Origin of the sequence: Asticcacaulis solisilvae (genome assembly GCF_017875235.1) — a bacterium.
GTDB classification, from domain to species: domain Bacteria; phylum Pseudomonadota; class Alphaproteobacteria; order Caulobacterales; family Caulobacteraceae; genus Asticcacaulis; species Asticcacaulis solisilvae_A.
This window is the reverse complement of record NZ_JAGGMI010000002.1, coordinates 224,967-245,863: the sequence shown is the minus strand read 5'-3', so window position 1 is coordinate 245,863 and position 20,897 is coordinate 224,967. Positions and strand designations below refer to the sequence as shown.

At 61.2% G+C, this 20,897-nt stretch carries 21 protein-coding genes; 12 read left to right on the top strand and 9 right to left on the bottom strand.

The features are described 5' to 3' along the window. Positions 1–58: 58 nt before the first annotated feature. Both J2X24_RS04230 and J2X24_RS04225 read right to left on the bottom strand, forming a co-directional pair. Positions 59–1,207 (bottom strand): bifunctional 2-C-methyl-D-erythritol 4-phosphate cytidylyltransferase/2-C-methyl-D-erythritol 2,4-cyclodiphosphate synthase, encoded by a 1,149-nt coding sequence (locus J2X24_RS04230; RefSeq protein WP_209717089.1) that lies wholly within the window; start codon positions 1,205–1,207, stop codon positions 59–61. Next, positions 1,204–1,632, bottom strand: coding sequence for a GNAT family N-acetyltransferase (locus J2X24_RS04225; RefSeq protein WP_209717087.1), 429 nt, complete (start codon positions 1,630–1,632; stop codon positions 1,204–1,206). The genes J2X24_RS04230 and J2X24_RS04225 overlap by 4 nt, the downstream gene beginning before the upstream one ends. Positions 1,633–1,720: 88 nt before the next feature. Here J2X24_RS04225 and dusB point away from each other — a divergent pair, with 88 nt between their 5' ends. The 6 genes from dusB to hflX all read left to right on the top strand — a co-directional run bounded on the left by dusB (position 1,721) and on the right by hflX (position 9,241). Next, the gene (gene dusB / locus J2X24_RS04220; RefSeq protein WP_209717084.1) at positions 1,721–2,710 is read left to right on the top strand and encodes a tRNA dihydrouridine synthase DusB; all 990 of its coding nucleotides are present in this window, start codon (positions 1,721–1,723) and stop codon (positions 2,708–2,710) included. 106 nt (positions 2,711–2,816) lie between these two features. Then, a complete protein-coding gene (locus J2X24_RS04215) occupies positions 2,817–5,105 on the top strand; it encodes a sensor histidine kinase (protein ID WP_209717081.1) in 2,289 nt (762 codons plus the stop codon). Beyond that, positions 5,105–6,502, top strand: a complete 1,398-nt coding sequence (ntrX, locus tag J2X24_RS04210) for a nitrogen assimilation response regulator NtrX (protein ID WP_209717078.1) — start codon at positions 5,105–5,107, stop codon at positions 6,500–6,502. Before J2X24_RS04215 ends, ntrX begins: the two co-directional genes overlap by 1 nt. Positions 6,503–6,626: 124 nt before the next feature. Next, positions 6,627–7,490 (top strand): D-amino-acid transaminase, encoded by an 864-nt coding sequence (locus J2X24_RS04205; protein WP_209717075.1) that lies wholly within the window; start codon positions 6,627–6,629, stop codon positions 7,488–7,490. 146 nt (positions 7,491–7,636) lie between these two features. After that, positions 7,637–7,885 carry an RNA chaperone Hfq gene (hfq, locus tag J2X24_RS04200; protein WP_192620155.1) on the top strand — a complete coding sequence of 83 codons (249 nt, stop codon included), beginning with the start codon at positions 7,637–7,639 and terminating at the stop codon, positions 7,883–7,885. Positions 7,886–7,912: 27 nt separating this feature from the next. Then, positions 7,913–9,241, top strand: a complete 1,329-nt coding sequence (gene hflX / locus J2X24_RS04195; protein WP_209717072.1) for a GTPase HflX — start codon at positions 7,913–7,915, stop codon at positions 9,239–9,241. On the opposite strand, the gene J2X24_RS04190 is transcribed toward hflX, so the two are convergent. From J2X24_RS04190 to J2X24_RS04180, 3 genes are all read right to left on the bottom strand, one after another. Further along, positions 9,238–9,810: a winged helix-turn-helix transcriptional regulator gene (locus J2X24_RS04190; RefSeq protein WP_209717069.1), complete on the bottom strand. Its 573-nt coding sequence runs from the start codon at positions 9,808–9,810 to the stop codon at positions 9,238–9,240. The two genes, hflX and J2X24_RS04190, sit on opposite strands and share 4 nt — an antisense overlap. 144 nt (positions 9,811–9,954) lie before the next feature. Continuing rightward, positions 9,955–10,746: a nucleoside triphosphate pyrophosphohydrolase gene (mazG, locus tag J2X24_RS04185; RefSeq protein ID WP_209717066.1), complete on the bottom strand. Its 792-nt coding sequence runs from the start codon at positions 10,744–10,746 to the stop codon at positions 9,955–9,957. After that, positions 10,743–12,101 carry an MFS transporter gene (locus J2X24_RS04180; protein ID WP_245344438.1) on the bottom strand — a complete coding sequence of 453 codons (1,359 nt, stop codon included), beginning with the start codon at positions 12,099–12,101 and terminating at the stop codon, positions 10,743–10,745. Before J2X24_RS04180 ends, mazG begins: the two co-directional genes overlap by 4 nt. A gap of 314 nt (positions 12,102–12,415) precedes the next feature. Between J2X24_RS04180 and J2X24_RS04175 the strand changes: the two genes are divergently transcribed. Then, positions 12,416–13,648: an ROK family transcriptional regulator gene (locus J2X24_RS04175; RefSeq protein WP_209717063.1), complete on the top strand. Its 1,233-nt coding sequence runs from the start codon at positions 12,416–12,418 to the stop codon at positions 13,646–13,648. Positions 13,649–13,739: 91 nt separating this feature from the next. Here the strand turns inward: J2X24_RS04175 and J2X24_RS04170 are convergent, their stop codons facing one another. Beyond that, positions 13,740–14,087, bottom strand: a complete 348-nt coding sequence (locus J2X24_RS04170) for a hypothetical protein (RefSeq protein WP_209717060.1) — start codon at positions 14,085–14,087, stop codon at positions 13,740–13,742. A gap of 25 nt (positions 14,088–14,112) precedes the next feature. Between J2X24_RS04170 and J2X24_RS04165 the strand changes: the two genes are divergently transcribed. The 5 genes from J2X24_RS04165 to J2X24_RS04145 all read left to right on the top strand — a co-directional run bounded on the left by J2X24_RS04165 (position 14,113) and on the right by J2X24_RS04145 (position 18,213). Then, positions 14,113–14,727 carry an NAD(P)-dependent oxidoreductase gene (locus J2X24_RS04165; RefSeq protein ID WP_209717057.1) on the top strand — a complete coding sequence of 205 codons (615 nt, stop codon included), beginning with the start codon at positions 14,113–14,115 and terminating at the stop codon, positions 14,725–14,727. 29 nt (positions 14,728–14,756) lie between these two features. Next, positions 14,757–16,025 (top strand): serine hydrolase domain-containing protein, encoded by a 1,269-nt coding sequence (locus J2X24_RS04160; RefSeq protein WP_209717054.1) that lies wholly within the window; start codon positions 14,757–14,759, stop codon positions 16,023–16,025. After that, positions 16,009–17,109, top strand: a complete 1,101-nt coding sequence (locus tag J2X24_RS04155) for a sensor histidine kinase (RefSeq protein WP_209717051.1) — start codon at positions 16,009–16,011, stop codon at positions 17,107–17,109. The genes J2X24_RS04160 and J2X24_RS04155 overlap by 17 nt, the downstream gene beginning before the upstream one ends. Then, positions 17,106–17,711: a response regulator transcription factor gene (locus tag J2X24_RS04150; protein ID WP_209717048.1), complete on the top strand. Its 606-nt coding sequence runs from the start codon at positions 17,106–17,108 to the stop codon at positions 17,709–17,711. Before J2X24_RS04155 ends, J2X24_RS04150 begins: the two co-directional genes overlap by 4 nt. A gap of 241 nt (positions 17,712–17,952) precedes the next feature. Next, complete coding sequence (locus tag J2X24_RS04145) at positions 17,953–18,213, top strand: hypothetical protein (protein WP_209717046.1); 261 nt, start codon at positions 17,953–17,955, stop codon at positions 18,211–18,213. A gap of 50 nt (positions 18,214–18,263) precedes the next feature. On the opposite strand, the gene J2X24_RS04140 is transcribed toward J2X24_RS04145, so the two are convergent. The 3 genes from J2X24_RS04140 to J2X24_RS04130 are packed head-to-tail and all read right to left on the bottom strand — an operon-like array spanning position 18,264 to position 20,896. Beyond that, positions 18,264–19,076, bottom strand: a complete 813-nt coding sequence (locus J2X24_RS04140) for an MBL fold metallo-hydrolase (RefSeq protein ID WP_209717043.1) — start codon at positions 19,074–19,076, stop codon at positions 18,264–18,266. After that, positions 19,073–19,879 (bottom strand): TatD family hydrolase, encoded by an 807-nt coding sequence (locus tag J2X24_RS04135; protein ID WP_209717040.1) that lies wholly within the window; start codon positions 19,877–19,879, stop codon positions 19,073–19,075. The genes J2X24_RS04140 and J2X24_RS04135 overlap by 4 nt, the downstream gene beginning before the upstream one ends. Before the next feature lie 18 nt (positions 19,880–19,897). Further along, complete coding sequence (locus J2X24_RS04130) at positions 19,898–20,896, bottom strand: DNA polymerase III subunit delta' (RefSeq protein ID WP_209717037.1); 999 nt, start codon at positions 20,894–20,896, stop codon at positions 19,898–19,900. Position 20,897: the final 1 nt, after the last annotated feature.

Sequence of the window (20,897 nt, the reverse complement as noted above, 5' to 3'; positions counted from 1 at the left end):
CCTCGGAATAGTGAGAATGCTTCGCAATAAACCCTAGCAATTCCATGGGTTTACGGCGTCAGGCCGGAAAGGCAATGGCGCAGACCGCCTGGGCCGCCAGCCCTTCCTCGCGGCCGGTAAAGCCCATCTTTTCGGTGGTGGTTGCCTTGACGCTGACGCGATCGACGGCGATGCCAAGGATCTCCGCCAGGCGGGCGCGCATGGCTTCTCGGTGCGGCTTCACCTTGGGGCGCTCGCAGATCAGGGTGACGTCGACATTGACGATCTCACCCCCCCTGGCGGTGATCAGATCAACAGCGTGCTTCAGGAACAGGTCGGAGGGCGCGCCCTTCCATTGCGGATCGGTCGGGGGGAAATGGTCGCCGATATCGCCCAGCCCCACGGCCCCAAGGATGGCGTCGGTGAGGGCGTGCAGGCCGGCGTCGGCGTCGCTGTGGCCGATCAGCGTCTTGTCGTGCGGGATTTCGACGCCGCACAGCCAGACACTCTGGCCGTCGCCCCAGCGATGGGCATCGAAACCCTGGCCGATCCTGACTTGCATGACGGGTTTGTCCTGTTGAATGAAGGCTTCGAGGAGGGCGAAATCAGAAGGGTAGGTCAGCTTGTGCAGGTGCGGATCGCCTTCGACCAGGGCAACCTCGATGCCGGCCGCGGCCGCCACCATGGCTTCGTCGGTGGCGATGCCGCCGTCCCAGGTCGAATAGGCTTCGGCAATGTCGCCTAAGCGAAACGCCTGCGGGGTCTGGGCGCGCCACAGACCCTCGCGCGAGGGGGCATCGGTAATGAGACCGTCCTCGCCCTTTTTGAGCGAATCTGTCATCGGCAGGGCCAGAATCGCCGCGCGTGATATCTTAAGTTTATCGGACAAGGCTTTGATATGGTGTGGATTTAACAATGGACGCGCCGCGTCGTGGATCATCACCACGTCATTGAGGTCGGCCATGGTCATCAACGCGTCGAGGCCATTGCCGACGCTGCCCGCACGATCGGCACCACCGGTGGCGATTCTGGCCATGGTGCTGTAGCGGGCGCGGGCGGAGTCAATGTCCTCGGCCGGGACCACCACCACGATGTGCCCGGCGCCCGCCTTGGCAAAGGCTTCAACCGACCAATCGAGCACAGGCTTGCCGGCCAGTTCCATCCACTGCTTCTTGCCGCCCGAGCGGCTGCCGGATCCGCCGGCGACGATGATGGCGTGAAAGGTCACAGGTCGGTCTCGAAATGGAAGGCCTGGACGGTCAGGCCTTCGCGGAAATAGAACTTGTGCGCCTGGCGGCGATGGGTGCCGCTGTCGAGGCGCAACTGCGCGCAGTTTTCGCTGCGGGCCAGGTCTTTCAGCCAGTCGAGCAGGGCCTTGCCGTGGCCGCCGGAACGTAAGGCATCGTCGGTAACCAGATCATCGACATAAAGGACGCGGCCCGAAACCAGCCATTCGTGGACGCGAAACCCGGCGCAGGCGGCGACCTGTCCGTCGCTTTCCGTAAAGGCCAGCCGCCAGCCGGCATCCTGCATCTGACGGCGCGCGCGCTCCAGCAGTTCGTCGGCGCTTGTCAGGTGCGGCCTAAGCTGGCGCATGACAGAAAAGCAGCGGCGGATGTCTTCGTCGGTTTCGGCAAGCTTGACGTCGGGCATAAGATCCTCCTGACGGCGGTTTAGGAGCGCTTGCAGCACGGGTCAATGATCCATGGTGTTTCATGGCGGTTTTGTGTATGGAGGCGCGATGAGTGCCAAGGGTTTGAAAATAGGCGATGTCGAGGTGGCGGGCAGGGTGCTGATCGCGCCCATGACCGGCGTGTCCGACCTGCCGTTTCGCCGTATGGCGCACAAGCTGGGCGCACCCTATGCCGCGACCGAGATGGTCGCCTGCGCGGAACTGGAGAACGGCCGTCCTGACGTGGTGCGCAAGGCGCAGCTGGGCGATCACGACGGCCTGAAGATCGTGCAACTGATCGGCCGCGATCCGGTCCATATCGCGCGCGGCGCGGCGCTGGCCGAACAGTCGGGCGCCCACATCGTCGATCTCAACTTCGGCTGCCCCGCCAAGGAGGTCACGGGTGTCCTGTGCGGCTCGGCCCTGATGCGCGATCTCGACCAGGCCGAACGCATCATGACGGCGGCGCTGTCGGCGACCTCACGGCCGGTGACGGTCAAGATGCGCCTGGGTTGGGACGCGCCGCACAACGCGGCCGAACTGGCAAGGCGGGCGGAAGACCTGGGCGTCGCCGCCGTGACGGTGCATGGCCGTACGCGTCAGCAATTCTACAAGGGCCAGGCCGACTGGCGCGCCGTGGCACACGTCAAGTCGGCGGTGAACATCCCGGTCATCGTCAATGGCGATATCGTCGACATCGACAGCGCCCGAACCGCCCTGATCCAGTCCGGCGCCGACGGCATCATGATCGGTCGCGGCATCTATGGCCGGCCTTGGCTTGCCCGTGACCTCGACCGCGCGCTCAACGACAATTCTCCCATGGATTCCGTATCGTTGACCGCGTGGGCTGATATCCTGTGTGAGCATATGGAGGCCAGTCTTAGCTTCTACGGTTCCTCACTGGGGCTGAAAATGTTCAAAAAGCATCTCGGCAGCTATATCGAAGGCGCCGATTATCATCCCAATCCGGCGGTGCGCCGCGAGGACAAGGGCCGCATCTGCCGGCTTGACGAGCCACACGCAATCGTGTGCGCAGTCCGGGCCCTGATTTCCGCCTGATGGACCGCTGCTGTCTGAATTTGACACATTCTCGCAACATTCCTGTTGATATTCAGACACAGTAGTGCGCAAATGCCACGCACTGTGAATTAGGTTGCAGCCACTCTTGACTACCCCGGCCCGAAAGCACTCCTGGCAAGTTCTCTGGCGCAGTCTGCGGAACGTCCATTCGACGGGCACGCAGCGGCTGCTGCTGGCGGCTGGCTATGGCGCATCGCTACTGACAACGGCCTTCATCATCTGGCTGATCATCGCCACGCCGGGGACGGCGCCCATCGCGCAGACCAGCCAGTATCTGCTGATCCTTGTTTGCCTCAACCTGGCGCTGCTACTAGGGCTGCTCTATTTCGTCGTCCGGCGCGTCATCAATATCGCCCGCAGCCGGGGCGCCGATGCGGGCGCGCGCCTGCACCTGCGCTACGTCTTCCTGTTCTCCATGGCGGCGGTCCTGCCGGCCATCGTCGTGGCCTCGGCCTTCCTGTTCATCAATCGCGGTCTCGATACCTGGTTTTCGGACCGCGTGCGCGGATCGGTCGAAAACGGCGCGCAAATCGCCAAGATCGTGTTGCAGGACAATACGCGCACGGGCGGCGAGGCCATGGAATATATCCATTCGGCGCTGTCCGGCGAAGTGGCGCGCAGCATGTTTTCCGACCGCTTGGCCTATGCGATCGCGCTGAAAGGCACGCTGGACGCCCGCGCCGAACTGAGCGCCGTCTATATCATCGACAAGACCGGGCAGGTGCTGGTTCGTGCCGAGGAGGACGGCACCGCCGCCTATCTGGCGCCGCCCCAGGCCGCGTTCGATGAAGTCACCAATGATGGCCCAAAGGCGTGGATTCCCGCCGGCGACGCCATGCGCTTTCTCTATCCGCTCGAAGGCTATAACGGTCAGAACGGCGCGTTTCTGTACGGCATCAAACCGCTGCCGGCCGGACTGTTCGAGCGCATGACCCAGGCCGATCAGGCCATCATCGCCTATCGCGACTCGTCGACGAACAAGATTCAGGTCCAGGGCGTCTTCGCCATGGCCTATCTCGAGGCCGTTCTGCTGGTGCTGGTCGGCGCTATATGGGGCGGAACCTCGGCGGCGGAGAGCATCGCCACGCCTGTGGCCCGGCTTGTGCAAGCAGCCGACAAGGTGGCCTCAGGGGATCTCAACGCGCGCGTCATGACCCATAAGCAGTCGGAAGACATCGCTGTGCTGTCGCGCGCCTTCAACCGCATGACGTCCGACCTGCAGAGCCAGCAACTGGCGCTGAGCACGGCACGCGAGGAGGCCGAAGCGCGCAGTACCTTTATCGAGACCGTGTTGTCGGAAATCAGCGCCGGTATCGTCGGTATCGACGCTTTCGAGCACATTTCGGCGATCAACCGCCATGCAGCAAGCTTCTTGGGGGTCGTTTCAGACGATGCCATAGGTGTGAGCATTCGCGACCTAGCGCCTGAAATCACTGAGCTTCTGGACAAGGTGTCGGTCCATCGCGTCGAGGAGCAGGAGGTTGACCTGGTCCGCAAGGGCGAGACCCGCCGTGTCCGCGTTCGCGTGTCGGGCCTCGAGACCGGTGGCTCGGTTTTGACATTTGACGACATCACCCGCCTGATCTCGGCCCAGCGCAATGCTGCCTGGCGAGATGTCGCCCGCCGCATCGCGCACGAGATCAAGAACCCGCTGACGCCGATCCAGTTGTCCGCCGAACGTCTTCGCAAGAAGTACCGCGCCCAGATTGCCACCGACGGCGAAACCTTTGAGCGCCTGACCGATACCATTGTGAGACAGGTCGGCGATATCGGCCGCATGGTCGACGAATTCTCGTCCTTTGCCCGCATGCCGGCGCCGAACTTCTCGGAAGAGGATGCGCCGGAACTGCTTCGTGCCGCCGTCTTTGCCCAACGCGTCGCCCGCGCCGACATCGCCATCGATATCATCGAGCCTTTGCCGGAACTGCACGTGATCTGCGACGGCCGTCTGCTGAGCCAGGCGCTGGGCAATGTCCTCAAGAACGCCTGTGAAGCCGTCTCGTCGCGTCTGCTGCGTGACAACGGCGTCGAGGAGATCGGCAATCTGGAAGGCCCGGCCGGCCACCTGCGTGTCGAAATGACCGCGACGCCTGATTTCGTGACCGTCATGGTCGAGGATGACGGGATCGGCCTGCCCGAGAAGGATCGCGACCGCCTAACCGAGCCCTACGTCACCACGCGTGAAAAAGGCACCGGGCTCGGCCTGGCGATCGTGAAGCGTATTCTGGAAGACCATGGCGGCGACTTTTTCCTGTCGGACGCCGAACATTTGAGCGGTGCGCGCGCCACCTTGCGCCTGCCGCGTCTACAGGCCGGAGCCCCTCCGGTTGACACCCAAGACGGCGCGAGCAGCGCCAAACTCATGAGGGTATGATGAAACTGTCGTCTGGCGTTGACATTCTGGTCGTTGACGATGAAGCCGATATCCGCGAACTGGTCGCGGGCATCCTTGAGGACGAGGGCTATGCGGTACGCACCGCCGCCGACTCCAATGCGGCGCTCAGGGCCATCAAGGCGCGCAAGCCGTCGCTGTGCGTGCTCGATATCTGGATGCAGGGCGGGGGTCTCGACGGCCTGGAACTGCTCGGTGTCATCCATGAACTGGATCCGGACATCCCGTGTATCATGATCTCAGGCCACGGCACGATCGAGACCGCTGTCACCGCCATCAAGCGCGGCGCATTCGATTTTATCGAAAAACCCTTCAAGACCGAGCGCTTGATCATGGTTGTTCAGCGTGCGCTTGAACTGACCAGCCTGCGCAAGGAAAACCGCCGCCTGCGCAACCAGGCGGTGGTGCCCGACGGCCTGATCGGCAATTCCGCGGCGGCCCAACTGCTGCGTTCGACCATTTCGAAAGTCGCTTCGGCCAACTCGCGCATCATGATTTCCGGCCCCGCCGGTTCCGGCAAGGAACTGGTCGCGCGGATGATCCATGACGCCAGCCCACGCGCCAAGTGCGAGTTCGTGCCCATTTCGGCCGCCGGCATGACGCCGGAACGCCTCGATGTCGAGCTGTTCGGCGAGGAAGGCGAGGGCGGCAAGCCGCGCAAGATCGGCGTCTTCGAGCGCGCCCATGGCGGCACCCTCTTCCTTGACGAGGTGGCCGACATGCCGCCGGAAAGCCAGAGCCGCATCCTGCGCGTCCTGGTCGAGCAGCGCTTTGTGCGTGTCGGCGGCGTCCAGGACGTTCAGGTCGATGTCCGCGTCATCTCCTCTACCTCCAAGGACTTGGCCTCGGAAATCACCGCCGGCCGTTTCCGCGAAGATCTGTTCCACCGCCTGAACGTCGTGCCGGTGCGCGTCCCTGGCCTGTCGGAGCGGCGTGGCGATATCGCCGAACTGGTCAACTACTTCATTGAGCGCATCAGCGCCGCGCAAGGGTTACCGCGCCGCATCCTGTCCGAAGACGCCATGGCGACGCTCCAGGTCCACGAATGGCCGGGCAATGTCCGTCAGCTGCGCAACAATATCGAACGCCTGCTGATCCTGGCCTCGGGTTCACCTACGGAACCGATCACCGCGCACATGCTGCCGTCCGAGGTGGTGGAATCGGCCGTCGCCGGCGCCATCCGCCCCGAGCGCATCATCGCCCTGCCGTTGCGCGACGCCCGCGAGGTCTTCGAACGCGAATACCTGTCGTCGCAGATTGTCCGTTTCGGCGGCAATATCTCGCGCACCGCCAACTTCATCGGCATGGAGCGCTCGGCCCTGCACCGTAAGCTGAAGTCGCTGGGTCTGGCCCACATTCGCGCCGAAGACGAAGAGTAGGGCCGAAGGCCCTACGACCGGATCGTTGACGTCACGTGGGGTTAAGGCCTCATGCTCACGTCTCACAGGGATTGCCATTATGGGGCAGGAATGTCATTGAGGCCTTGATTTCAAAGGACTCACCATGCCCCGTATTGCCTATGTCAACGGCGCCTATGTTCGCGCCTCCGAAGCCGTCGTTTCGATCGAAGACCGGGGCTATCAGTTCGCCGACGCGGTCTACGAGGTCTGGTCGGTCTTTGGCGGACGCCTCGCCGATCTCGACGGCCATATGAATCGCCTCGAGCGGTCGTTGCGCGAATTGAGCATAAACATGCCCATGCCGCGCCAGAGCCTGCTGGTCGTGCTGGAAGAGGTCGTGCGGCGCAATCATATCGTCGAAGGCATGCTCTATCTTCAGGTCAGCCGGGGTGTCGCGCCGCGCGACCACGTCTTCCCAAAGGGCGTCAAGCCGGCCGTCGTCATCACCGCCAAGCCCGTCGACCGCGAAGCTGCCGCTCGCAAGGCCGAAGCCGGCGTCAAGGCGATCAGCGCGCCCGACATTCGCTGGGGGCGCTGCGACATCAAGACCGTGGGCCTCCTGCCCAACGTACTGGCCAAGCAGGCCGCGAAAGAGCAGGGGGCGGCCGAGGTCATCTTCGTCGACCGCGACGGCCTGGTCAGCGAAGGCGGCTCGACCAATGTCTACATGGTCGGCGACGACGGCGTCATTCGCACTCGCACACTGAAGGCCAACATCCTGGCCGGCGTCACTCGCCTCAACCTGCTGTCGGTTATCGCGGACTCCGGCCTCGAAATCCGCGAGGACGCCTTCTCCCTGGATGAAGCCAAGGCCGCGCGCGAAGTCTTTGTCACCGCCGCCACAAGCCTTGTCCTGCCGATCATTGCCATCGACGGTCAGGTCATCGGCAGCGGTACGCCCGGGCCGGTCGCCCTGTCCTTGCGCGATTCGTACATAGACAAGGCCCGGCGCACCGCCGGAGTGTAAAATAAATTTACCGCAGTGCGGTTGAAAAATGGGATCACATACGCCTAATATCGTTACGCGCGTTCCCGGAATGAGTATGGGCGCGCAACTGTGTTCTGTGTGGGAGTATCCTGCTCCCGATCTTTAGCAAACGAGAAGGGCCATCAATGTCCCACGACAAAAAACAAAACCTGCAAGACACGTTTCTCAACAGTGTCCGCAAAACCAAAACGCCACTCACCATTTTTCTGATCAACGGCGTGAAGCTGCAAGGCATCGTCAGCTGGTTCGACAATTTCTGCGTGTTGCTGCGCCGCGATGGCCAAAGCCAGCTGGTGTATAAGCACGCGATTTCGACCATCATGCCGGCCGCGCCCGTGCAACTGTACGAACAGGAAGACGAGTCTGATGACTAAGGTCCCTGTTCAAAGGGGACTTTGTCATTGACTGACCGCTTTCATGAACACGCTCCGGAAACGGAGCGTGCCATCGTCGTTGACCCGGACATCGTAACGCATGCTTCGGCTGAGCGCGCCGCCCCGCGCCGGTTTGAAGAGTCGCGTCTGGAGGAAGCGACAGGCCTGGCCCTTGCGCTCGACCTCGAGATCGTCGGCGAAATGACGGCGCGGGTACGAAAAGTGAATCCGGCTACCTTGTTCGGTCAGGGTAAGGTCGATGAAATCAAGGCCTTATGCGAAGAGGCTGAGGCGACGCTTTGTGTCGTCAATGGTGCGCTTACGCCCATCCAGCAGCGTAATCTCGAAAAGGCCCTGGGCGTCAAGGTCATAGACCGAACCGGTCTGATCCTCGAAATCTTCGGTCGGCGCGCCCGCACCCGCGAAGGCAAGCTGCAGGTCGAGCTGGCGCGCCTCGAATACGAACGCTCGCGCCTGGTGCGGACCTGGACCCACCTGGAACGCCAGCGCGCCACCGGTACCACCGGCGGCCCAGGTGAAACCCAGATCGAACTCGACCGGCGGATGATCGCCGACAAGATCAAGCTGCTTAAGGCAGAACTTGAAGAGGTGCGCCGGACGCGCGGCCTGCACCGCTCTGCGCGCAAGAAGGTGCCGTATCCGATCGTCGCCCTGGTCGGGTACACCAATGCCGGCAAGTCGACCCTGTTCAATCATCTGACGCGCGCCGAAGTCTTCGCCAAGGACCTTTTGTTCGCCACGCTCGACACCACCCTGCGGACGCTGAAGCTTCCCAATGGCCGCTCGGCCATCATCTCCGATACGGTCGGTTTCATCTCGGACTTGCCGCACGAACTGGTCGCCGCCTTTCGCGCCACGCTGGAAGAGGTCATCGAGGCCGACTTGATCCTGCACGTCCGCGATGTGTCCAATCCGGAAACCGAAGCCCAGAAGACCGATGTCGAACAGGTCCTGGGCCACATCCTGCCGGAACTCGACCGGTCGAAGATGGTCGAGGTCTGGAATAAGATCGACCTGTTGGACGCTGACTCCAAAGAGGTTTTTCTGGCGCGTGCCGTAACCGACCGCGCCGGCAACAAGCCGCTGCCGGTCTCGGCTGTGACGGGTGAGGGCATCCACGCGCTGCTGGCTAAGGTCGCGCAACTGGTCGACGCCGCCGGCGAAGAGATGGACGTCGTACTGGAGCCGCAGCAAGGCGAATTGCTGGCGTTTCTGTACAGCCAGGGCCGCGTCCTGGATCGGTTTGAGGACGAGGACGGCAAGGTCCACCTGCGCGTCAAGTTGTCTGATCAGGCCTATGGCCGCTTCGAGAAGCTACAAGCCTCCGTCTCTTAGAACAGGCTGAGCGTTTCCTCGGCGGGATCGACCTCGACCTTGACGGCCCGACGGGTCTTGGGCGTGAAGTTGCGCGTCAGCTTCGATGCAAAGGCCTGCTTGTTCTTCTGCATCTCGGCGACGACCTCCTTGGGCATGTCGATCCGCGTTTCGTGCTTCAGGCTGTAGAGCGTCATTTCGACCAGAAGCGGTGCCAGGTCGGCGCCCTTGTGCGTCAGGCGGTAGATGAACTTGCGCGCATCGGCCGGATCGGCGGACTTGGTGATCAGGCCGTTCTGTTCCAGCTTCGCCAGGCGATCGGCCAGGATGTTGGTGGCGATCTTTTCCTCAGAGCGCAGGAAAGCCTGGTAGCTGGTGTGGCCGCGCAACATGAGGTCGCGAATGATCAGCATCGACCAGCTGTCGCCGACCGCCTCAAGCACCATGTTGATCGGGCACAACGACCGGCGGCCCATGGGCTTTGCCACCTTGGTGACCGGCTTTGCCACCTTGGGCGCGTCTCCGCGGATCAGCCGTGAACGGGGGCGTGAGGCCTCCGGCTGGGGGGCGGGCTTCTTGGAACGCGGCATGACGGACTCTGACGATGAACGCTGGGGCATTCACAAACCTTAACGCCGCTGCCTTTCGATTCGCAAGGATCGCGCGAATTTGGGTTGCGGATAACAATTAAAATCTGTGGCTTTTATTTTGCAATGAAAATAAGGGTGTGAAATTCAAGCTTTTTCTGTGTTCTTGGCCGCATTCCAAAGTGCGTCCATTTCCGCCAGTGACGATTGTTCCGGCGTACGTCCCTGGGTCTTCAGGGCCGCTTCGATCGTCTCGAAACGGCGGACGAATTTTGCATTTGTCATGCGCAGCGCGTCTTCGGGCTCCACGTCAAGCTTGCGCGCCAGGTTGGCCATGACGAACAGAAGATCGCCCAGTTCGGCGCGCGCCTTGTCCATGTCGCCGGCGTCGATCTCCGCCTTCAGTTCCTGCGTCTCTTCATCGAGCTTGTCGAGGACCTCGTTGAGCGTGGGCCAATCAAAGCCGACGCGGGCGGCACGCTTGGTCAGCTTGGCGGCGCGTGTCAGGGCGGGCAAGCCGATCGGCACATCGTCCAATATGCCGCCCTTGTCCTTGGCCTTGCGCTCTTCGGCCTTGACGGCTTCCCACGCCACCGTCTGCTCATCGGCGGTGCGATGCGATGCGTCGCTGAAGACGTGTGGATGGCGGCGGATCAGCTTGTCCGCCATGCCCTTGGCAACGTCGTCGAAATTGAACAGTCCGGCCTCTTCGGCGATGCGGCTGTGAAAGACGACCTGGAAGAGCAGGTCGCCCAGCTCTTCTTTCAGGTCACGCATGTCGTCGCGCGCGATGGCATCGGCGACCTCATAGGACTCCTCGACCGTGTAGGGGGCGATGGTCGCGAAGGTCTGTTCCTTGTCCCATGGGCAGCCGGTTTCGGGGTCGCGCAAGCGGCGCATGACCTCTAACAACGCGTTGATGGCAGGGGTGTCGCTCACACAATGTCCTTTGCGCGCAAGCCGTCCATGATGGCGCGGTGCTTCTCAGGTGTCAGGTCATAGTCCTTCATGACCACTGCGCCAAGCAGCAGGAACAGGACCGGCAGGCCGACGAAGAAGATCTGCACCCACATCAGCGCGTCGGCGGGGGTGGCGGACGGCACCTTGACGTTGAGCCCCAGGACTTCGAGGATGGTGATGGTCAGGGCCGATAGCGCGTAGCCGACCTTGGTCGTCGCCGACAAGATGGCCATCAGCGTGCCCTTATGGTCGTGGCCGCTTTCTGCCATGACCTCGTCACCGATATCGGCCATCAGGGCGCGCGTGAGCAAGAGTGAAGCGGCGTAGGGAATGCCATTCAGGAAGGTCAGTATGGCGCAGCCGATGAAATTGCCCTCTGGCGCGAACGCCATGGCAGCATACAGGACGGCGAACAGGACGCTCGACCAGATCAGTGTTACGTGCTTGTTGAACTTCTTCGACACCATCACCCAGATCGGGGCGCCGACAATGCCGGCGACGAAATAGAGCAGCATGGCGATCGAAGCCTCCATCCGCGTCAGGCCCTTGACCTGTTCGAAGAAATAGAAGAGCAGGGCGCCCATGATGCCCGGCGCCAGCCCCATGAACAGGTCGGCCCACAGGATGCAGCGGACATTCTTGCGCTTCCACATATCGAAATAGTGGCTGAGCTTCAGGTCGTGGGTGTTGGTGTTCGACACTTTCTCCGGCACGACCAGCATGGCAATGCCGATCGTGATCGGCAGGGCGACCATAATGAACAGGCCGACCGCCCGCACACCATCGACATAGCTATAGCCCATGCCTTGCGCGGCGACCGGGATAACGGCGGCACAGATGATGCCCAGTATATTGCCGACTTGCCAGAAGGCGAAGATGCGCGAACGTTCGTCATAATCGGTCGACAGCACCGATCCCCAGCTCGACTGGCTGAGCGCTGCCATGGAAAAGCCGATGTAAAGCACCAGAAGCCACAAGCCGAGATAGATATTGCCAACGCCTTTTTCAGCCAGGAAGATAAAGCCAGTGCTGACAAACAGGACCGGCAGGCACAAAAGCATCCAAAGCTTGAAGCGGCCGAGTTTTGTGCGCGTCCGGTCCATCCAGTGGCCAAGCGGCGGGTCGATCAGGATGTCGCCGCAGCGCACGATGAAGAAGATCAGGCCGACAATGCCGCCCAACTGAAGCTGGGTGCCGTAATATTCGGGCAGGATAGCGACAAGCGGCAGGCCAAGCGCCGCGAACGGCACGCAGGGACCGATAAAGGCCAGCATCTGCGGCAGGCTCACCTGGCGCTGGGCGGTTTGGGCTGGCGCCGGAGACGGTGTGGTCAAGTTTCCCCCTTGCCCGGTCATACCGGACAGTTGTCAAAGACGGTTGTCAAATCAGCAGCCCCACTCAAGAACTACGACGAAGCGACTGATTTGCCAATGCCATTTGACGCTATTGTCATCGCGGCCGGAGCGCGCGTTCGCGACAAGGCTTAATAAATTAAGTTTTAATAGTTAATCGCTGCAATAGTCGAGTATTAATGAAATGTTTGATTGAATTTGCTTTTTTGCATTGCTGTAGTTGACGCGGTGCAAGTTAAGATGTTAGCGCTGTCATCAAGGGGGGCGCGACGCTGATTGGCGCCGATAATACGCATATGAATAAGCAAAACCCGTTGCAGAAAGGTCTTGGTACGTTCAGCCCGCCATCGCATGCGAAGTTGGGCTTGCGCGGCGCCAACATTGTCGACGCCGGCAAGCACAACCGGCGCATGGTGTTGCAGGCGATCCGGGTGCGGACGCGCGCCACGCGGGTTGATATCGCCGAGGCCACAGGGTTGTCGGTGCCCAGTATATTCAAAATCACCAAGCAACTTGCTGAAAATGGCCTGATCATCGTTGATGGCCGCAAGAATGGCGAGCGTGGCCAGCCGGCGATCGAGCTGGCGATCAATCCCGACGGCGCCTTTTCCCTGGGGCTGAATATCGACCGCGACCACCTGACGCTTGTCGTGCTCGACTTTTCCGCAGTAGTGCGCATGCAGTTCCATGCCGAAATCGCCTTTGCCGGACCGGAAGCGGTGAGGGTGTTCGTCCGCGAGTCGCTGAGCGAAGCGCTCAGCGATCCAGTGATCGGCAAGGCACAAATAAAAGGTATCGGCGTGGCCATTCCGGACGACCTGGGTGCGATTACCTTGCCGGGCCAGCCGGACTCCTATCGCGAATGGAGCGATGTGACGGCGCAGTCCTTGCTGGAAGACATCGTCGATTTTCCGATCTTCCACGAAAATGATGCTGCCGCGGCCGCGATAGGCGAGATGCATTTCGGCGGCGGCCAGGAAAGCAACTCCTTCTTTTACCTGCTTTTGAACGCGGGCCTGGGGGGAGGGCTGGTCGTCAACCGCCAGTATCACCGGGGCGCGCGCGGGCGCAGCGGTGAAATCGGCTTTCTGCCGCAATTTAATCCCTTCCGGTCGCGCCGGACCAACCTGCAAAAGACACTGGGCGATGGACTGCTGCTGTCGCACCTCTATGACGTGCTGAGGGAAAACGGTATCCGCGCTCAGTCGCCGAAAGACCTGGAAGGACTTAACCTCGAACGCCTGCCGTGCGTGCGCGAATGGATCGCCGAAGTGTCGGATTACCTTTATCCGGCGCTTCTGACCCTGACCTACGGTATCGATCCGGACGCAATCTATATCGGCGGGCGGCTGCCGCAGGTCCTGCAGGACGCGTTATGCGACGAACTCAGCAAGCGGCTGTCGATGAATCTGGGCGTAAGCTGGTCGCGGACCATCGTGCGCAAGGCCGTCATCAAGGAAAACGCCGCGGCGCTGGGTGCGGCGGCCTTGCCATTCGATACGTTGTGGAACGCGACGCCGGCTGACTAATTTCGGCGACGGTGGTGGTAGGGCGAAAACACGGTGCTACATCATCCCCAGCATCTACCGCCAAGGGCACACCGGACACTTCTTTGCAAAATCACCAATGAGTCAGCTGTTCATAAGCGTTTGGATCGTCCTCTGATCCGTATTTCTTACGCACGAAACCCTTGTATCCCTTTAGTCGCCGAGACAATACAGGCTGGATGATGGCCCAAATGGCATCTGCATTCGGGCCGTGAAAATAAAGCACACAGTCTTTGCCGTTGTCTTCCAGGCCTCCAAATTCGCCATGTTGCCCGTGGGCGATCACATGATCGAACTTTTCAGCCATAAAGCCGATGGACGCACGGGCAATGTAGGCAAACACGAAAAATCGTGGGAGGTGAATGTGCACCATAACCGTGTGCTGCTTTGTGCTCAGATAGACGGTGTTGTTGTCCGACATGTTTCCTCCCAAGCCTGACCGTTTCATGATCAATCTTGGCACCACCGGACCAGAGATGGCTAGGGTATTTTCAGACCGCGTGGCCGCCGCCGGCGGGACATATGTCGATGGTGCGATACAGGCGGCGCCAAGCCAGATGGGCGAAGCCAATACGCCGATCCTGTTGTCGGGCAAGCGTTCGGCATTCGACGCCGCCGAACATATATTGCGCGTTCTGGCCGGAAACCTGGTCTATCTGGGCGAGGCCCAGGACGCGACGGCGTTTATGGACCTGGCGACACTGTCCTATGTCTACGGCGCCTATGCCGGCTTCCTGCACGGTGCACGGATCGCCGAAGCAAACGGGATAGACACCGGTGTTTTCGGCAAGCTGGTCGAGGGTATATCGCCGAGCTTCGGAGCCTTCTTTGCTCATCAGGGACAAGTGATCGCGTCGGACAACTACGCCGTGTCAGAAAGCCCTATGCGAATCTCTATCGCCGCGGTCGATCGTATTGCGCGCACGTCGGCGGCGCTGGGCATAAATCGCGAACTGCCGGATCTGGTCAATGGCTGGCTGATCCGTGCTGAGGCGTCCGGTCTAGCGGATCAGGAACTCGCGGCCCTCATCAAGGTTCTGCGCGGTGAGGGCGCTGCATAGAGCGATATGGCGAAAAGTGTAGCACCTTCATGACATCTGTCACTCGTCTTGCCTGTCAGCGCCGCTATCTTTGCGGCAGCATGAAAGGCAAGACGATGCGCAAAATCGTAATAGTGGTGTCCGCCGCACTGGTGGCTGTGGCGGCAATCTGGCTTCTATTCCGGCCGTTGATTGAATGGCCATTCGGATGGCAGGACCTGCCGAAACCTCAGCCTGCGCGGGTCGCCGAGGCGACGGATGCCAAATACGCCAGGCTTCAGGCTTTTCTCTCCGAGCAATATGCCAGCGGTCGTTATCCGAGCCTGTCCGCCGCCGTGAGCATCGATGGCAAGATCGTTTGGTCGTCAGCCATGGGCTATGCCGACTTGCGAACGCTGGTACCCGCGACGACGCGCAGCCAGTACCGCATCGGTTCCAGCAGCAAGGCGGTCAATGCGACGCTGGCCGCCATTCTGGTCAATCAGGGCAGGTTGGACGTCGACGCGCCGATCACACGCTATATCGACTATTTCCCGGAGAAGGGCTCGCCGATCACGACGCGGCAGTTGTTGTCGCACACCGCCGGCATCCGGCATTATGGCGTATGCTTCTGTGCGCCGATCTGGGATTATGAAAACACCCGCCATTTCGATAGCGTCGAGGCGGCCGTCGCGACCTTTGCCGACTCGCCGCTGCTGTTCAAACCGGGCACGTCGTTTTCCTATTCCAGCTATGGCACCGTCCTGTCGAGCGGCGTTCTGGAGGCGGCCGGCGGAAAATCCTACCTCACGCTGATCCAGCAGCAAGTCGCGGCGCCGCTGGGACTGGCTGGCCTGTCCGCCGATGACAGGATCATTCCGGATGACCACCGGGTGCGGCCCTATGAACTTGCCGATGGACGGTTCCGCGACGCGCTGGCGACGGACGACAGCATCAAGTGGGCGGGCGGCGGCTTCGTGGCCGCGCCCGAAGACCTTGCCAAACTGGGTGGGGCCTGGATCACGAACGCATTGTTTCCGCCTGAGGTGCGCACGGCGTTCTGGACGCCGCAACCGCTGGCGGACGGGACGCCCAATCCGCAGAACTACGCGATGGGGTGGCGCGTCGGTGAGGTAGTGTTGGACGACGGCACCAAGGTTCGGGTGGTCCACCACAACGGCACCGCAAAGGGCGCGGCTTCAAGTTTCATGCTCTTCCCCGACTATGGTATTGCGGTTTCCGTTATGACAAACAAAGGGATACAGGGCGGCAAAGATCCTTTCCAGGGGTTTGCCGAGACGCTTGGGCTTCTGATCGTGACGGATGATGCAACAGATTAAACAGAGGCGGCGCGTCCTGGGGCTGGCGCTGGATGGTCCGACTATCTGGCTGTCCTATCTGCTGCTCTATGTGTGGCCGTGGGTCATTGAGCCGCCCAGGCCCTTGGAATGGCAGGCATCGCTTGTCGCCGCGCCCGTTTTTCTGGTTGCATATTACCTGTCGTTCGACCTGCGTGGCCGCGCGGCCTGGCCGGGGATTGCCGTCATTATGCTGTTGTCCCTTGGGTTGGGACATCTGACGGCGGCCGCCAGTATTGTGTCGCTGTTTGCCGTCATGATCGCGGTGCAAAGCCAGAGGGGCAAGGTGCGCCGTTACTGGCTGATCGGCATGACCGCCGTGACGGCACTTTGCGTTGTAACCGGCTGGGTGTCGTGGATATTCGCGCTCGGCGCCGTATTTTTCGGCGCGCTAATGGCGGCGGCAACGGCGGCAAACTGCCAGCTTCAGGACCAGGCGGAGCAGTTAATCCGCGCCCAGGCGCAAGCGGAGGCGCTGGCGGTCATGACCGAGCGCGAACGGATTTCCCGCGACCTGCACGATATCGTCGGTCAGTCATTCTCGACCATCGTGCTCAAGTCCGATCTGGCGTCGCGGGTGTTCGAAGACGCGCCGGAGCACGCGCGAAAAGAATTGGAAGACATCAATGCGGTGGGGCGCGGTGCGCTTCACGAGATACGGTCGGTCATCCGGGGGCTCAACCAGTCGACGCTTCTGGCCGCGACCGCCCAGGTGCGTACCTTGCTGGACGCCGCGGATATCGAACTCTCCTTCGCCAACAGCGCTGAGAATTTGCCTGACAGCATCGAACACGCGCTGGCCATGGTGATGCGCGAGGCTGTCACCAATGTCGTTCGCCACGCCGAGGCCAGCACCTGTACCATCGCGATTCACGAGCGGGATGGCAGTATTCAGATGGAAATTTCCGACAACGGCCGGGGCGGGCCGATCGTCTTCGGTCACGGCCTGGGCGGCATAAAACGGCGGGTCGCCGACCTGGGCGGCGTGTTCGAAATCAGCGCTCAGACGCCGCGAGGCGTTAAGATTTCTGTTAACTTTCAGATGGATAGAGGAGGGCGATCATGATCCGAATCCTCGTCGTCGAGGATCAGGCCATGATCCTGGGCGCCATTGCCGGGCTTCTGTCGCTGGAAAAAGACTTTATCGTCGTCGGCACGGCGGCCAGCGGGCGTGCGGCGCTTGACATGATGGCGGCGTGTCAGCCGGATATCGTCGTCAGCGATATCGAGATGAGCGACATGGGCGGTATCGATCTGGCGCTCAATCTGCAAGCCGGCGCGCACAGAGCCAAGGTGCTTATCGTTACCACGTTCGCGCGACCGGGCTATCTGCAGCGCGCGCTGGCGGCCGGTGCGCGCGGCTATCTGCTTAAAGACACGCCATCGCAGGAATTGGCGCGAAGCATCCGGCGCATCATGGCGGGTGAGCGCGTCATCGACGGCCAGCTTCAGGATCTGGCGCAGCCGGACCTGACGGATCCGCTGAACGACCGTGAGCGCGAAGTGCTGCGGCTGGCGGAAGTCGGACACAGTACCAAGTCGATCGCACGTCTGATGAACAGGGCGCCCGGAACGGTCCGCAACGAACTGTCCGAAGCCATGCAGAAACTCAACGCCGCAAACCGCATTGAAGCCTGCCGGACTGCGCGGCAGATGGGCTGGCTGTGACAAGAAAACAGGGGCCTCATGAAGCTACAGATTTTTATCGCATAATAAATATTATGGGAAATAAAATGGCCGCTGTGGCGCTTTTCCCACGGATAACCGTAATCCGAGCCGTCTTATGGCTTCCTTACAGGCGCAACAGCGCTATCGAACTTAAGACTTATGAGCGTCGCGATACCGTCAGCCATAACAGCCGTCGACAAAACATGTCCGGCTATAACGAGTGAGTTCAAGGAATTGCGTCATGGCTTCAACAAACGCCGCCATTTTTAAACCGTCGACCGACAGCTTCGGACATCTGACGCTGCACGCGACCATTCTCGGCGATGGTGTCATGTCGCCCGAGGATCACAAGGCGCGGATCAATGGCCTGAGCCTGCTGGCCTTCATTCTGGCGCTGATTGTCGGCATTCTCGCGCTGTACGCCGTCGATAAAAGCACGTTCGCGTACCACGATCAGCCGGTCGCCACGACCTATGCCGGTATTCCGGTCGATACTGACTGACTCGGCGGCGTCCGCCCTATTAACCTTTGGCCGTGTTTAGCCGTTAAGACTTACAGGGACACTTCAAGTGTCAACTGGTCATAGGCTGGTTCGACATTGGCCGGCAAAACGGCCCTTAGCGCGTCGTAATCGAGATCCTGATGCAGATTGGTCAGGACCGCGTGCTCCGGCTTAACGCGAGCGATCCATTCCAGGCTTTTTTCCAAGTGTGCATGCGTCGGATGCGGCGCGTGGCGCAAGGCATCGACAATCCACAACTTCAGGCCCGACAACGCCTCGAAGCTCTCCTCCGGCATATCCGAAACGTCGCTGCTATAGGCTATGTCGCCCAGGCGATAGCCGACGCTGCGGATCGGGCCGTGCTGCTGGTCAAAGGTCCGGATCGGGATGGTCCCCCCCTCACCTTTCATTTCCCATTTTGTTCCGTGCGGCGGGATAAGATGGTCTGAATACACTGGTGGATAGCCCTGATGTCCGCGAAAAGCGTAACGAAATCTGGACATTAGGGTGTCGTGCGTTGCCTGGTCCATATATCCGTCGATCGGCGCTTCCCGGCTGAAAATAAAGGCGCGCAGGTCATCGATCCCGTGGGTCTGATCGGCATGATCGTGTGTCCACAGCACCGCATCGACCTTTGAAATGCCGGCGGCGATCACCTGATAACGCAGGTCCGGCGACGTGTCGATCATGACGCTGGTCAGTTTTTCGGGCGTGGCGTTGTCGTAGGCCGCCACCCAGGCCGAACAGCGGCTGCGGCGGTTTTTCGGATTTTTGGGGTCGCACGCGCCCCAATAGCCGTCGACGCGCGGTACGCCGGTCGAGCAGCCCGAGCCCAGGATGGTGACGCGCAGTTTACGGCTCATACCGCATAAGCCTCCGGCCTTGGGATACGATCGAACAGCCTGAAAAAGGCGTCGTGGGTGGTGTGGCGCGTATAGTCGCGTCCCCAGCCGCGAATTTCCGCCAATTTTTCATAGACATGCGGGACAAAGGCCGGTTCGTTACGCCGGCCGCGCATCGGGATCGGCGCCAGGTATGGGCAGTCGGTCTCGACAATGATCTTGTCGGCCGGCATGTCCTTGATAATGTCGCGCACATCCTGGGCCGCCTTGAAGGTCGCGATACCGGACACGGAAAACCAGGCACCGAGCGCTGCCGCCCGCCTGGCCAGCTCCGTGCCTGATGTGTAGCAGTGCAGCAGCAGCTTGAAGGCGCCGCGCGCGTGCTCCTCCTCGAGGATCTGCGCCATCCAGTCGTCGGCTTCGCGCGTGTGCACGACGAGCGGCAAACCGCTGTCGCGCGCCGCGGCGACATGGACCCGGAACACCGCTGCCTGGACGTCGCGCGGACTGTAGTCGTAATGAAAGTCGAGCCCGCATTCGCCAATACCAACGACCTTGGGCTTCTCAGCCAGCGCCAGCAGGTCCGCTACCGTGAGGTCCGGGTTTTCCTTGGCCTCGTGGGGGTGCGTGCCGGCAGTGGCCCAGATGTCGGCGTTTTGTTCGGCTATGGCATAGACGGCGTCGAAGTTCGACACCCGGTCGCAGATATTGATCATCAGCCCGACCCCGGCTTCGCGGGCGCGAACGATCGTCGCTTCGCGATCTTCGTCGAACTGCGGGGCGTGCAGATTGACGTGGGAATCAATATATAGGTGATCAACCATCGAGGCTCACAAATAATCTTAGCTTATGCGTGACAAGTCACTGTAAATGGACCAGAAATAGTCGCCACGATCAAGATTGACGGATTCGATCTCGGCGACGCTGTTGCTCAGGCGCGACCACAGTTGCGCGAAGGATTGGCCGATTTGTGGCGTCTCGGCGCTCAGGGCGCGGTCCTGAATACGGTCGCTCAAACAGGCGATAAAGGTGGCGAAACGACGCGCGCCATCCGCCTTGGCGGACGACGATTTGAACTGCGCGGCCATGGCCATCAGTGCGGCGCGATCTGGTTTTTGCGGCGCCAGAAGCTGCCCCGCGAACGCGTCCAGCTCCAGAGCCCCTTCTTCCACAAGGCCCAGCGCCCTGCCCGGCGCGCCGTGCGCTAGGCGGACCAGCCGGCCGAGATGCTCTTCGTCGACGTCCATGCGGCTCTGCACGAAGCCGCGTACGGTGGCGTCGGTCCAGGTGGCGAAGCTGAGCCGCCGGCAGCGCGAACGGATGGTCGCCAGCAATTTTCCCGGCGAATGCGAGATCAGGAAGATGACGCCCTTGTGAGGCGGTTCTTCAAGAATTTTCAACAAGGCGTTGGCAGAATTGATATTTAGGTCGTCAACCGAGTCAATAATGCAGACGCGATACGGTGAGCGTGAAGGCGCCTTGGAAAAGAACTCGCCGATTTCGCGGACGGCGTCGACACTGATATTCTTCTTCAGCTTGGTCTCGCCCATCTCGCGTTCCAGCACCAGAAGGTCGGGATGCGCCTGGGCGGTGATCAGGCGGACGTCGGCGTCTTCGGGCGACATGCCCAGTGCGCCGAACTCGGCGTCGCGCATGCTGCCCAGCAGAAAGCGCGCGCAGCGAAAGGCGAAGCTGGCCTTGCCCAGGCCTTGCGGGCCGCACAACAGCCAGGCGTGATGCAGCCGGTTGCGGTCGTAGGCGGAAATGAATGCGGCATCCTGGGCGTCGATCTGTTCGAGCGCAAACGTGTCCCTGGGGTGTGTCAGGACGGCGTCGGCCATG